This window comes from Burkholderia sp. KL41, from assembly GCF_057005415.2.
Genome location: NZ_CM174446.1, coordinates 2,157,339 through 2,170,443 on the forward strand (window position 1 = coordinate 2,157,339; position 13,105 = coordinate 2,170,443).

General features: G+C 66.2%; 10 protein-coding genes. 2 read left to right on the plus strand and 8 right to left on the minus strand.

The genetic code is table 11. The features are described 5' to 3' along the window. Positions 1-86: 86 nt before the first annotated feature. The 3 genes from yoaA to PQB87_RS10075 form a co-directional block, all read right to left on the minus strand. Positions 87-2,333, minus strand: a complete 2,247-nt coding sequence (yoaA, locus tag PQB87_RS10065; protein WP_027787247.1) for a DNA repair helicase YoaA — start codon at positions 2,331-2,333, stop codon at positions 87-89. A gap of 55 nt (positions 2,334-2,388) precedes the next feature. Next, entirely contained in the window at positions 2,389-2,604 is a 216-nt protein-coding gene (locus PQB87_RS10070) for an HP1242/YdcH family protein (protein WP_006478692.1), read from the minus strand. Positions 2,605-2,681: 77 nt separating this feature from the next. Continuing rightward, a complete protein-coding gene (locus tag PQB87_RS10075; RefSeq protein WP_111939831.1) occupies positions 2,682-3,434 on the minus strand; it encodes a hypothetical protein in 753 nt (250 codons plus the stop codon). A 160-nt stretch (positions 3,435-3,594) separates the two neighbouring features. Here PQB87_RS10075 and PQB87_RS10080 point away from each other — a divergent pair, with 160 nt between their 5' ends. Both PQB87_RS10080 and PQB87_RS10085 read left to right on the plus strand, forming a co-directional pair. Further along, entirely contained in the window at positions 3,595-5,919 is a 2,325-nt protein-coding gene (locus PQB87_RS10080; RefSeq protein WP_059687424.1) for a Tex family protein, read from the plus strand. Between the two features lie 415 nt (positions 5,920-6,334). After that, positions 6,335-7,363 (plus strand): terpene synthase family protein, encoded by a 1,029-nt coding sequence (locus PQB87_RS10085; RefSeq protein WP_111939913.1) that lies wholly within the window; start codon positions 6,335-6,337, stop codon positions 7,361-7,363. Positions 7,364-7,385: 22 nt separating this feature from the next. Here PQB87_RS10085 and PQB87_RS10090 read toward each other — a convergent pair whose 3' ends face one another. The 5 genes from PQB87_RS10090 to PQB87_RS10110 form a co-directional block, all read right to left on the minus strand. Further along, the gene (locus PQB87_RS10090; RefSeq protein ID WP_027787243.1) at positions 7,386-9,302 is read right to left on the minus strand and encodes a potassium transporter Kup; all 1,917 of its coding nucleotides are present in this window, start codon (positions 9,300-9,302) and stop codon (positions 7,386-7,388) included. Positions 9,303-9,578: 276 nt separating this feature from the next. Beyond that, positions 9,579-10,175: a phosphoribosyltransferase gene (locus PQB87_RS10095; protein ID WP_021163124.1), complete on the minus strand. Its 597-nt coding sequence runs from the start codon at positions 10,173-10,175 to the stop codon at positions 9,579-9,581. A 6-nt stretch (positions 10,176-10,181) separates the two neighbouring features. Beyond that, positions 10,182-11,528, minus strand: coding sequence for an adenylosuccinate synthase (locus tag PQB87_RS10100; RefSeq protein ID WP_011352252.1), 1,347 nt, complete (start codon positions 11,526-11,528; stop codon positions 10,182-10,184). Between the two features lie 113 nt (positions 11,529-11,641). Next, entirely contained in the window at positions 11,642-12,790 is a 1,149-nt protein-coding gene (locus PQB87_RS10105; protein WP_059687423.1) for an ATP phosphoribosyltransferase regulatory subunit, read from the minus strand. A 103-nt stretch (positions 12,791-12,893) separates the two neighbouring features. Then, positions 12,894-13,085, minus strand: a complete 192-nt coding sequence (locus tag PQB87_RS10110; protein WP_011352254.1) for a DUF2065 domain-containing protein — start codon at positions 13,083-13,085, stop codon at positions 12,894-12,896. Positions 13,086-13,105: the final 20 nt, after the last annotated feature.

The window sequence follows — 13,105 nt, forward strand, 5'->3', positions numbered from 1 at the left end:
AAAACCCGGCCATCGAGCCGGGTTTTTTATTGGCGCCGCGCTCAGGCAGCGTCGGTGCGAGCGCGCGGCGAGCGCCGCGCGCGTCGTCACGTGCGCTTTGCGGAACGGTGCTCGTCGAAGAAGTCCTGGACGACCGCGATCTCGCGAGTCCGCTTGAACGGCGGCAGGCTCTGCCAGATCCGGCGCCCGTAGGGCTTGTCGACGAGCCGCGTGTCGCAGATCATCAGCACGCCGCGATCCGTCTCCGCGCGAATCAGCCGGCCCGCGCCCTGCTTCAGCGTGATCACGGCCTGCGGCAACTGGTGCACGGCGAACGGGCTCAGCCCCTTCTTCGTCAGCGCATCGAGGCGCGCGGCGAGCACCGGATCGTCCGGCGGCGCGAACGGCAGCTTGTCGATCACGACGAGCGACAGCGCATCGCCGCGCACGTCGACGCCTTCCCAGAAACTCTGGCTGCCGACCAGGATCGCATTGCCGTATGCACGGAAACGGTCGAGCAGTTCGGTACGGCTCGCATCGCCCTGCACGAGCAGCGGCGTGTTCCAGCCGCGCGATTCGATCACGTCGCGCAGCTTCGACGCGATCCGGTCGACCGCGCGCAGCGTCGTGCACAGCATGAACACGCCGCCACCGGACGCCTCGATCGCCGGCAGCGCGGCGTCGAAGACGGCATCGGTAAACGCCGGCGAAGACGGTTGCGGCAGGTTGCGCGGCACGTACAGCAGCCCTTGCGACTGGTAGTCGAACGGGCTCGCGAGCGTCATCGAGCGACGCGAGCTGAGGCCCATCTGTGCCGCGTAGTGCGTGAAATCGCCGCGCACCGACAGCGTGGCCGACGTGAACACCCATGCACGCGGCACACCCGCGCGCTGCTTGGCAAAGATCGGCGCGACCGACAGCGGCGTCTCGTGCAGCTGGACCGTATGCGCGAACACTTCGACCCAGCGCACCTTCTCGTTCGGATCGCCGTCGGATGCCGCCTTGTCGCCGGCCGCCGCCGCGTCGGCCTTCGCGGCCGCCTCCGTCGCGCCGGGCGCGACCCAGCCGGCCAGCAGGTCCTGCAGTTCGCGTGCGCGCCGCAGGCACGCGCCGAGCGATTCCGCCCGTTCGGCCTGGCTGGCAAGCGCCGACGCAAGCGCGTCGAGCGCGGCCTCGAGCGCGTCGAGCGCGCCGAACATCGGGTGATCGTCGCCGAGCTGGGCGAGCGACATCCGGACGATCTGGTCGTTCGCGAACGCCAGGCGCAAGTCGCGCGCCGCGCGCTCGAGATCGCCGCCGAGCTTCACCCATTCGACCGCGTCGCGTGCATGGCTCAGGCCTTCAGCTACCGTGTCGCGTGCGAGTTCGAGAATCTGCGTCGTCGACAGCGTCTCGCCGAAGAACAGCGTCGCCGTTTCCGGCAACTGGTGCGCTTCGTCGAAGATGACCGTGTTCGCGTTCGGCAGCAGCTCGGCCATCCCCGTGTCGCGCAGCATGATGTCCGCAAAGAACAGGTGGTGGTTGACGACGACGACGTCGGCCTGCTGCGCCTCGCGCCGCGCCTGCATCACGAAGCATTCCTTGTAGTGCGGGCATTCCTGGCCAAGGCAGTTGTCGCGCGTCGACGTGACCATCGACCAGACGGGCGCCGTTTCCGGCACGCTCGCGAGCTCCGCCTTGTCGCCGCTCTTCGTGATCTTCGCGAAACGGACGATTTCCTGCAGGTAGGCCGTATCCTGCCGCGACGGCAGCCGGCCGTTGTCGGCCGTGCGTTGCAGGTAGTAGTGGCACAGGTAGTTGGCGCGCCCCTTGAGCATCGCGACCGACACCGGCACCGCCAGCGCGTTGCGCACGGTCGGGATGTCGCGCTGGAACAGCTGGTCCTGCAAATGTTTCGTGCCGGTCGACACGATCACCTTGCCGCCCCACAGCATCGCGGGCACGAGGTACGCATAGGTCTTGCCCGTCCCGGTGCCGGCCTCGACGATCAGCGTGTTGTCCCCGGCATCGCTGTCGGGCTCGGCTGCGGCGGCGTCCGCGCCCGTCTCGGCCGCCTTGTCGCCGTCGCCGAGGCGACGCGCCGGCCGCTTGCGGGTTTCGAAGATCTCGGGCTCGGGCATCCGGCGAGCGGACGCTTCCATCGCGGACGCGACGGCGCGCGCCATCTCGATCTGCGAGGTACGCGGCCGATAGCCGTCGAGCGCGCGCGCGAGCAATCCGCCCTCGCCGAAAATCGTGTCGAGTTCGTCGACGCGCTTGCGGCTCAGTTCAAAGGTGCCTTCGGGCGCACGAGCGCGACCGGCGGACGACACGTCGCGCCGGGCATCGGGGGTGGCTTCAAGCGGTGAATTCAAGGCAAGCGTTCCTGTGTCCAGCGCCCGGGCGGCGCCGGCGCTTGCCAGGCCGCGCTCAGGCGCGCTTATCCGGTTCCAGCTGCGATTGCAGCAAAATGATTTTGTCCTTGGCCGCCAGCTTTTCCTTCTTCAGCCGGTGCAGCGTGATGTCGTCGATGTCGGAGTGCCCTTCCTTCAGCTCGATCTCCCGAGCGAGCTGCTGGTGCTGCTCCTGCAATGCAGCCAAACGGTTGTGCAATTCCTGCTGCTGTTCCGTGTGACGGTTTTGCATATTTGCCTCCTCATCGAAGCAGCGCGCCGGCTGGCGTGCCAGCGCGCACGAGACTGATTCCGGATCAATCCAACACGTTACTGCCCCTGCTGTTGCTTCTGCTGCGCCTTTTCGGTCGCTTCCTTCTGACGCCGCTCGACGTCGGCCTTGTGCTGCACGGCTTCCTTCTGCTTCTGCTCGTAGCGTGCGGCGTTGTCCGCCCGCTCCTGCGCCTTCTGCGCGGCCTGCTGGTGCGCCTGGTCGAGCTTGCGCTGGAAGTCGCCCTGCTTCTGGTCGTACGCCTGCTTGTTCGCCGCGCGCTGCGGCCCTTCCGCGCCGCGCTGCGCCTGCTTCAGCGCATTCTGCTCCTGCTTGTCGCGGAACGCAGCGGCGTTTGCCGCGTCGTTCGCCGCGCGCTGCGGCGCTTCCGCCGCGTCCTGCGCCTGCTTCAGCGCCTGCTGCTGGTCGCGCTGCTGCGCGCGCACCGCCCGCTGCTCGTCGTTGAGCGCGAGCTGCTCCTGGCGGATGCTCGCCCGCTCGTCGCGCATCTGGTCACGCGCCTTGCCGAGACAGTGATTGACGAAGAACTTGCTGTAGCAATCGTGCTCGGCCACCGCATAACGATAATCGTTTTCCGCGGAGCGTTGATTGAGCACTTTTTGACGGGCGTCGAAATCCGGTGCGGCCGTGGCCGTCACGGGTACGGCTGCGGTGGCGGCCGGCGCGGTGGCGCCCGAAGCTTGCGCGAACGCACTGGAAGGCCCGGCAGACAAAGCCGCGGCGAGCGCTGCGCCGAGCGCGACGAGAGAAATTCGGGAAGTTGGCAACGTCGTAGGAAAGCTGCGGGACATGTGTCAAATTCTATCACCCCCGGCTGGACGCTCCGCCATTTATGGCAAAATGCCCCGCTTCACTCACCCGCGGCATCTGGCCCGTCGGGCCCGCCACGCAGCCCGCCGCTTCGGGCCTGCCGGCCCGCGCCGCGATTTCAGCAGGCAGATCATCCACGACATGACGGAAACCGTAGCACTCAAGATCGTACAGCGCATCGCCACCGAACTGTCCGTCCAGCCGCGCCAGGTCGCGGCGGCCGTGCAACTCCTCGACGAAGGCTCGACCGTTCCGTTCATTGCCCGGTACCGCAAGGAAGTGACCGGCAACCTGGACGACACGCAGTTGCGCCAGCTCGAGGAACGCCTCCTGTATCTGCGCGAGCTCGAGGATCGCCGCGCGGCGATCCTGTCGAGCATCGACGAACAGGGCAAGCTGACCGACGAGCTGCGCGCCGCGATCGACGCGGCCGACAGCAAGCAGGTGCTCGAAGACCTTTATCTGCCGTACAAGCCGAAGCGCCGCACCCGTGCACAGATCGCCCGCGAGGCCGGCCTCGAGCCGCTCGCGCAGGCCCTGCTCGCGAACCCGCTGCTCGACCCGCAGGCCGAGGCGGCCGCCTACGTCGACGCCGACAAGGGCGTTGCCGACGTGAAGGCCGCGCTCGACGGCGCGCGCGACATCCTGTCCGAACAGTTCGGCGAAACGGCCGAGCTGCTCGGCAAGCTGCGCGACTACCTGCACAGCCAGGGTGTCGTGTCGTCGGCCGTCGTCGAGGGCAAGGAAAACGAGGAAGGCGAGAAATTCCGCGACTATTACGACTACGCGGAAACGATCAGGACCGTGCCGTCGCACCGCGCCCTCGCACTGTTCCGCGGCCGCAACGCGGGTGTGCTGACGATCAAGCTCGGCCTCGGCGAAGAGCTCGACGCCCAGGTGCCGCATCCCGGCGAGGCGATGATCGCGCGCCATTTCGGCATCGCGAACCAGAACCGCCCGGCCGACAAATGGCTGTCCGACGTATGCCGCTGGTGCTGGCGCGTTAAGGTGCAGCCGCACATCGAGAACGAACTCCTCACGCAGCTGCGCGAAACGGCCGAAACCGAAGCGATCCGCGTGTTCGCGCGCAACCTGAACGACCTGTTGCTGGCCGCGCCGGCCGGCCCGAAGGCCGTGATCGGTCTCGACCCCGGCCTGCGCACGGGCGTGAAGGTCGCGGTCGTCGACCGCACCGGCAAGGTGCTCGCGACCGATACGATCTACCCGCACGAGCCGCGCCGCGACTGGGACGGCTCGATCGCAAAACTCGCGCGCCTCGCCGCGCAGACGCAGGCCGAGCTGATCAGCATCGGCAACGGCACCGCATCGCGCGAAACCGACAAGCTCGCGAGCGAGCTGATCGCGAAACACCCGGAGCTGCGCCTGCAGAAAATCGTCGTGTCGGAAGCCGGCGCGTCGGTCTACTCGGCGTCCGAACTCGCGGCAAAGGAATTCCCCGACATGGACGTGTCGCTGCGCGGCGCCGTATCGATCGCGCGCCGCCTGCAGGACCCGCTCGCCGAGCTCGTGAAGATCGAGCCGAAGGCAATCGGCGTCGGCCAGTACCAGCACGACGTGAACCAGCGCGAACTCGCCCGTTCGCTCGACGCGGTCGTCGAGGATTGCGTGAACGCGGTCGGCGTCGACGCGAACACCGCGTCGGCCGCGCTGCTGGCGCGCGTGTCGGGCCTGAACGCGACGCTCGCGCGCAACATCGTCGACTACCGCGACGCAAACGGCCCGTTCCCGTCGCGCGAGCACCTGCGCAAGGTTCCGCGCCTCGGCGACAAGACCTTCGAACAGGCCGCCGGCTTCCTGCGCATCAACGGCGGCGAGAATCCGCTCGACCGCTCGTCGGTGCACCCGGAAGCGTATCCGGTCGTCGAGCGGATGCTCGCGAAGATCAGCAAGCGCATCGACGACGTGCTCGGCAACCGCGAAGCGCTGTCGGGCCTGTCCCCGACGGAATTTGTTGACGAACGTTTCGGCCTGCCGACCGTGCGCGACATCCTGTCCGAACTGGAGAAGCCGGGCCGCGATCCGCGTCCGGAGTTCAAGACCGCGACGTTCCGCGAAGGCGTCGAGAAGGTGTCGGATCTCGTGCCGGGCATGACGCTCGAAGGCGTCGTGACGAACGTCGCCGCGTTCGGCGCGTTCGTGGATATCGGCGTTCACCAGGACGGGCTCGTCCACGTGTCCGCGATGTCGACGAAGTTCATCAAGGACCCGCACGAAGTCGTGAAGGCCGGCCAGGTCGTCAAGGTGAAAGTGCTCGACGTCGACGTGAAACGCCAGCGGATTGCGCTGACGATGCGCCTCGACGACGAGGCAGCGGCGCCCGGCACGCCGTCGCGCGGCAGCCAGGATCGCGGCAACGCGGGGCGCGGCGCCGCCCGCCCGCAGCGTTCGCGCGAGCCGGAACCGGCCGGCGCAATGGCCGCGGCGTTCGCGAAGCTGAAGCGCTGAGCACGCGAAAAGCGTCGCCGCACAAAAAAACCCGCCTTCCGGCGGGTTTTTTTATTGAATCGTCGTGTGCATTTCCGATATCCGGGATGAAAAACGAATATGCGCGTTTCCATCGCCATTCCCCTGCGTTTAATCGGCAAATTAAACAATCCACGTTGCGACATGCGTTTTCTTGACGCTTCACAAGCGACACATAAAATAAGTTTTCGAACGGCCGTATTTTGACGCTTCTGTAATTGGGCAGCGATCTTGCCGTTCAGCGGCAGCGTTCTCCGCGGCGCTCGCATGCCCGGTGAATATCCTGCCTCCCGTGTTTCGGTCTCGCCTTTTTTTGCAGTCGATTCGCGACGCATTGCATCCGGTATTCGCCTTGCCGGCGAACCGGGACGGATTCGCGAAAATGGATCTGGAAACCATGACAGACGACCATCTGAAAACCGAACTGGCCGCATTGCGCATGCCCGTTTTCGACGTGCCGTGGGCCGGCGCCTGTTCACCGCACGTCGAGCGAATCGAATCGCGCATGCTCGAGTGGGCCGACGCATACGGCCTGTTCATCAGCGACGCCTACCGGGAACGCGTCGTACGCACCCGATACGGCTGGCTCGCCGCGCGCTGTTACCCGAACGCCGATCCTTCCCTGCTGCAGGCGCTCGCCGATTATTTCGTGTGGTTCTTTCTCGTCGACGACCTGTTCGTCGATCGCGTCGAGCCGGTCGGCCCCGATACGTTGCGCAATCTGACCGCGATGATCGATGTGCTCGACTACGAATGTACCGGCCCCCAGCCCATATATGGCGAGCGAGCATGGCTCGATGTGTGCCAGCGCCTGCGCGCACGCCTGTCGGCCGAACATTTCGCGCGCTTCGCACAAGGCATGCGCCTGTGGGCCACCACGGCCGGACTGCAGATTATCGGCCACCTGAGGGCCGAGCCGATCGCAGTGCAGCAATACGAAACGATCCGGCGCCACACGAGCGGGATGAATCCTTGCCTTGCGCTGGCGGACGCGGCCAATGCCGGTGCGGTCCCGCCCGATACGTTTCATCGGCCGGAAATCCAGACGTTGTTCCGGCACGCGAACCATATCGTCTGCTGGAGCAACGACATCCAGAGCGTCGGCGTCGAAGCGGGCCAGCCCGGGCAGTTCCGGAACATGGTGATGATCCACGCTTCCCTCGGCCATACGCTGCAGGCCAGCGTCGACTACACGGCCGAGCGTGTGCGCGCCGAGATCAGTGCATTCGTCCTGTGCGCCTATGCACTCGCCCAGCATGCCGACACGCGCGTGCGCGGCCTTGTCGACGGCTGCCGATACTGGATACGCGGTTATCTGGATTGGGTCGCGCGGGATACGCAGCGCTATACGGCTGCGGCCGCGGCCGGCGATGCGGACGATCGCGGCCTGATTGCCTGGTCGGCAGACTCGGCGGCGCGCGGCTGAACGACCCGCGCGCCGCCCCCGGTCAGATCTCGATCTTCGTCCCGAGCTCGACCACGCGGTTCGCGGGGATCGAGAAGAAGTCGGTCGGCTTCGCGGCATTCTGGTGCATCCACGCGAACACGCGCTCGCGCCAGATCGACATCCCGGGCAGATGCGTCGGCACGACCGTTTCGCGCGCGAGGAAGAACGACGTGTCCATCAGCTCGAACGTCATGTCGTGCGTACGGCCGAATTCCTCGAGCACGGCCTTCACGTCCGGCGTCTCGTTGAAGCCGTACTCGGCCTTGACGATGTACAGCCCGCCGCCCGCATCACGCGCGGTCTGGCGCTTGTCGTCGCGCACGTAGGGAAAATCGCGCGTCACGAACGTGAGGAAAATGGTCCGCTCATGCAGCACCTTGTTGTGCTTCAGGTTGTGCAGCAGGCTGACGGGCACGAGCTTGTCGTTGCCGGTCAGGTAGATCGCGGTGCCCGACACACGATGCGGCGGATGCGCGAGCAGGCCCTGCAGGAACGGCTCGAGCGGAATACCGTCGGCAGCCGTGCGCTCCTTGACGATGTGACGCCCCTTGTACCAGGTCATCAGCAGGAAGAACAGCAACGCGCCGATGCCGAGCGGCAGCCAGCCGCCCTGCGCAACCTTCAGCAGGTTCGCGCCGAAAAAGCCGAGGTCGACCGCGAGGAACACGGCAATGATCGCGCCGACCAGCAGCCGGTTCCAGTTCCACACCTTCACCATCACGACCGCGGCGAGCACGGTCGTGATCACCATCGTCGCCGTCACCGCGATGCCGTACGCGGCCGCGAGGTTGTCGGAGCTCTTGAAGCCGATGACGATGCAGAGGATCACGAACAGCAGCAGCCAGTTCACGACCGGCACGTAGATCTGGCCGATCGCGAGATCGGACGTATGCAGCACTTTCATGCGCGGCACGTAGCCGAGCTGGATGGCCTGCGACGTCAGCGAATACGCGCCCGAGATCACCGCCTGCGACGCGATCACGGTCGCGACCGTCGACAGCACGACGAGCGGCAGCAGCCCCCATTCGGGTGCCAGCAGGAAGAACGGGTTCTCGATCGCCTTCGGGTTCTGGATCAGCAGCGCGCCCTGGCCGAAGTAGTTCAGCACGAGCGACGGCATCACGAGCCCGTACGCGGCGATGCGGATCGGCTTCGCGCCGAAGTGGCCCATGTCCGCGTAAAGCGCTTCCGCACCGGTCAGCACCAGCACGACCGAGCCGAGCACGACATAGGCCTGCAGCACATGCTCCGACATGAACGACGCGGCGTAATACGGGTTGATTGCCGCGATGATGCCCGGCACGCGCACGATGTGGTACACGCCGAGCGCGGCAATCACAACGAACCACAGCACCATGATCGGGCCGAACAGCTTGCCGACCAGCGCGGTGCCGTGGCGCTGAATCCAGAACAGCGCGATCAGGATCACGATCGTGATCGGCATCACGAGATGGGACAGGTGCGGCGTCGCGATCTCGAGACCTTCGACCGCCGACATCACCGAGATCGCCGGCGTGATCACCGCGTCCCCGTAGAACATGCATGCGCCGAATATCCCGAGCGCCATCAGCGCGCCCGCGACGCGGGTCTTCGAGTCGAGAGGCCGCAACGACAGCGCCATCAGCGCGAGCACGCCGCCTTCGCCGTTGTTGTCCGCCCGCATCACGAACAGCAGGTACTTGATGCCGACCACCAGGATGATTGCCCAGAACAGCAGCGAGATCACACCGAGAATCGATCCTTCGGTGAGCGGGATACCGTGTGCGGGGCTGAACGCCTCCTTGAGCGAATACAGCGGGCTGGTGCCGATGTCGCCGAACACGACGCCGATGGCTGCTATCGCTAGCGCCCGCATCGAGTGTTGCTGCGTCGAATGCGGCGCGTGTGCTGCGTCGGTCGCGTGGATCGTGTCGTTCATATGAAGCGTAATAATCGGGTCCGGGTCGGACAAAACGAGCGCTATTCTACTCGCGCCCCCTTGAAACGCCGCCCTGCTCTGTTGCCGTGGAACCACGTGAGCCACGCCATGCATGCAATCCGGCGCAAGCTGTGGCAGGGCTGCCAATCATAGCCGGGGCAGCGCCGTCTGCCTACCGTATCCGCGGTCCGCGCGCCGCCGGCGTACATGGCGCCCCAATGAAAAACGGCGCCGCAAGCGGCGCCGTACAAGGCTTTCCTTCGATTGGCCGGCCGCTTACGCGCCCGAACCGTCGCGCTGTGCGCGACCGCGCTTGATCCACGCCTCGAGGTTGTGCGGGCGAACCGTATCCCACTCCTCGAACGGCTGATGAATCCACGGATTCGTCGGCAGATACTGCGTGTGATAGTCGGGCTTGACCTTCGAGCAACCCTTGTACCAGAGCACGGCAGAACGCACGGCCGTCACGGACGGGTAGCGCTCCTTCAGGTGCTCCTGCACGCGCGCAAGCGTGACGCCCGAATCCACGAGATCGTCGACCAGCAGCACGTTGCCCGCCAGGTTGCCGCGCGTCATCGTGATGTACTGCGCGATGTCGAGTTCGCCCTGCTCCGTGCCGGCCGCTTCCCGGTACGAACTCGTCGCGAGGATCGCGAGCGGCACGTCGTAGATGCGCGACAGTTGATCGCCGACGCGCAGGCCGCCACGCGCGAGGCACAGGATCTGGTCGAACTTCCAGCCCGATGCATGCACCTGGAGCGCGAGCAGCTCGATGAGACGGTGATATTCGTCCCAGCCTACCCACAGGTTCTTGTCGTCGTTGCGCGGATCGGTCATCAAGTCTGCCGCCGTCATCGTGATTTGCTGCGTCATCTGGGGTTACACCTTGAACGGATGGCGGAGCAGGATCGTTTCGTCGCGGTCCGGGCCCGTCGATACCATGTCGACCGGCACACCGGCCACTTCCTGGACGCGGGTCAGGTAAGCCTGGGCGTTCGCCGGCAGCGCTTCCCACGTCTTGATGCCGACCGTGCTTTCCTTCCAGCCGGCAAACGTTTCGTATACGGGCTCGCAACGGGCCACGTCGGCGGCACCGCGCGGCAGGATGTCCGCATCCTTGCCGTCGATCTTGTAGCCGACGCACAGCTTGACTTCGTCGAGGCCGTCGAGCACGTCGAGCTTCGTCATGCACAGGCCCGACACGCCGTTGATCTGGATCGAGCGGCGCAGCGCGGCCGCGTCGAGCCAGCCCGTGCGGCGCGGACGGCCGGTGACCGAACCGAACTCCTTGCCGACGTTCGCGAGGGTGACGCCGACCTGGTCCTGACGCTGCGGATTGTCCGCATCGTACAGTTCGCTCGGGAACGGGCCCGAGCCGACGCGCGTGCAATACGCCTTCGTGATGCCGAGGATGTAGTTGAGCTTCTGCGGGCCCACGCCCGCGCCGGCCGACGCCGCACCCGCGACGCAGTTGCTCGACGTGACGAACGGATAGGTGCCGTGATCGATGTCGAGCAGCGTGCCTTGTGCGCCTTCGAACAGCAGGTTCTGGCCCGCATTGTTCGCGTCGTACAGGCGGCGCGACACGTCGGCCACCATCGGCTTCAGGCGGTCGGCATAACCGAGCATCGTGTCGAGCGTCGCCTGGAAATCGACGGCCGCGCCGCCCAGGTACTGGGTCAGCACGAAGTTGTGGAAATCGAGGTTTTCGCGCAGGCGGTCGGCGAAGGTCTTCGCGTCGAACAGGTCCTGCACGCGCAGCGCGCGGCGGCCGACCTTGTCTTCGTACGCGGGGCCGATGCCGCGGCCCGTCGTGCCGATCTTGCCCGCGCCCTTGCGCGCTTCGCGCGCCTGGTCGATCGCGATGTGGTACGGCAGGATCAGCGTCGTCGCTTCGGAAATGAACAGGCGGTCGCGCACGTTCACGCCGGCCTCTTCCAGCTCGCCGATTTCCTTGAACAGTGCTTCGGGGGACAGGACGACGCCGTTGCCGATGTAGCAGGCGACGCCTTCACGCATGATGCCCGACGGAATGAGGCGCAAGATCGTTTTCTTGCCGCCGATGATGAGGGTGTGGCCGGCGTTGTGACCGCCCTGGAAACGCACGACGCCCTGAGCGTGGTCCGTCAGCCAGTCGACGATCTTGCCCTTGCCTTCATCACCCCATTGCGTTCCCACGACGACGACATTGCGCCCGGGAGTCACGTTCACTGCGCTGGCAGACATGTTGATTCGTTAGCTGGTTAAAAACGTATTCTACCTATGTTCGCGGGCGATTCCGAATTTTTCCGTTTCGCTTCAACGATATGCACGCCGAAGCACGTCCCGCGAACGCCTGTTTATCGGGGTTCGACCACCCATGCGCCGTCGCGCTCGACGAGCGAACGGTCGCAGGCGAACTCGTCGAGCACGTGATCGTGGCCCGGCAGTGCCTGGATCACGACCTCGCCCGCATCGCGCAGCGCCGCAACGGCCGCGCTCAGCGCGTCGTCCTGCGCCCACGGCGCGAGAATCGCGGTACCGCGAGCCTCGACCGGCGAAATCCGGGCGAGCTCGCGCAGATCGAGCGAGAAGCCGGTGGCCGGACGCGCACGACCATACGCCTGGCCGACGTGGTCGTAGCGGCCGCCGCGCGCGATCGCGTTCGGCACGCCGTCGATGTAGGCGCTGAACATCGCGCCGCTGTGATACGCGTAGCCGCGCAGATCGCCCAGATCGATCGCCACTTCGGCACCCTTCGCCTGCGCCGCGAGTTGCGCCAGATCGTCGAGCGCCCGCGTGATTTCGGGCAGCACCGGCAACCGCGTCCGCGCCTCGGCGAGCACGCTCGCATCGCCATAGAGGTGCGGCAGCGCCCGCAGCGCGGCGCGCGTATCGGCGCCGAGATCGTCGGTCAGTTCGTTCAGCAGCGGCACGTCCTTGCCCGACAGCGCGTCGTACAGCGACTCGCCACGCTCCGCGGCCTGCGCGTCGCGCGCCAGCAGCGCCGCGAGCACGCCCGCGTGGCCGAGGTCGAGACGGATGCGCGACAGGCCTGCGAGATGCAGCGCATCGAGCATCAGTTGCTGGATCTCGAGGTCGGCTTCCAGCCCGGCATGCCCGTAGATTTCGGCGCCGATCTGGATCTGCTCGCGCGTCGCGTGCAGGCCGCGCGGACGCGTATGCATCACGTGGCCCGCATAGCAAAGGCGCGTCACGCCCTGGCGGTTCAACAGGTGCGCGTCGATCCGCGCGACCTGCGGCGTGATGTCCGCGCGCAGGCCGAGCGTACGGCCCGACAACTGGTCGACCAGCTTGAAGGTACGCAGGCGCAGGTCGGCGCCGCCGCTCGTCAGCAGCGACTCGAGATACTCGAGCAGCGGCGGCATCACCATTTCGTAGCCATACGAACGGAAGCGGTCGAGCAGCCTGCGGCGCAGCTCCTCGATCTTGCGCGCTTCCGACGGCAGCACGTCGGCGATATTCTCGGGAAGTAACCAGGTCGACATCGGTACGGTCCTACGACGGGAAACAGCGCGCGACCACGCGCGCCGCGATGTGAATCGGAAATTCTGAATTCAGGCGGGACGGACGGCGGATGCGCCGTCCGGATCAGGTGGCGAGCAGCAGCAGTATGAGCCCGAGCACCATCACGATCAGCCCGCCGATCCGGATATGATGCGGCGGCCGCTCAGCTATTCTACGAAACGTGTCGCGCCAGGCGACGGGAAACACGAAGGGGAACGCCCCCTCGATGATCAGCATCAGCGCTACTGCGAGCAACAACGAGCCAGCCAGGTCCATGCGAGCGACGGCGCCGCTCG

Excerpts from the sequence above, each read along its gene's own strand:
- PQB87_RS10070 (WP_006478692.1), bottom strand. The coding sequence starts at position 2,604 with ATGCAAAACCGTCACACGGAACAGCAGCAGGAATTGCACAACCGTTTG.
- PQB87_RS10100 (WP_011352252.1), bottom strand. The coding sequence starts at position 11,528 with ATGTCTGCCAGCGCAGTGAACGTGACTCCCGGGCGCAATGTCGTCGTC.
- PQB87_RS10110 (WP_011352254.1), bottom strand. The coding sequence starts at position 13,085 with ATGGACCTGGCTGGCTCGTTGTTGCTCGCAGTAGCGCTGATGCTGATC.
- PQB87_RS10085 (WP_111939913.1), top strand. The coding sequence starts at position 6,335 with ATGACAGACGACCATCTGAAAACCGAACTGGCCGCATTGCGCATGCCC.
- PQB87_RS10105 (WP_059687423.1), bottom strand. The coding sequence starts at position 12,790 with ATGTCGACCTGGTTACTTCCCGAGAATATCGCCGACGTGCTGCCGTCG.
- PQB87_RS10095 (WP_021163124.1), bottom strand. The coding sequence starts at position 10,175 with ATGACGCAGCAAATCACGATGACGGCGGCAGACTTGATGACCGATCCG.
- PQB87_RS10075 (WP_111939831.1), bottom strand. The coding sequence starts at position 3,434 with ATGTCCCGCAGCTTTCCTACGACGTTGCCAACTTCCCGAATTTCTCTC.
- PQB87_RS10090 (WP_027787243.1), bottom strand. The coding sequence starts at position 9,302 with ATGAACGACACGATCCACGCGACCGACGCAGCACACGCGCCGCATTCG.
- PQB87_RS10080 (WP_059687424.1), top strand. The coding sequence starts at position 3,595 with ATGACGGAAACCGTAGCACTCAAGATCGTACAGCGCATCGCCACCGAA.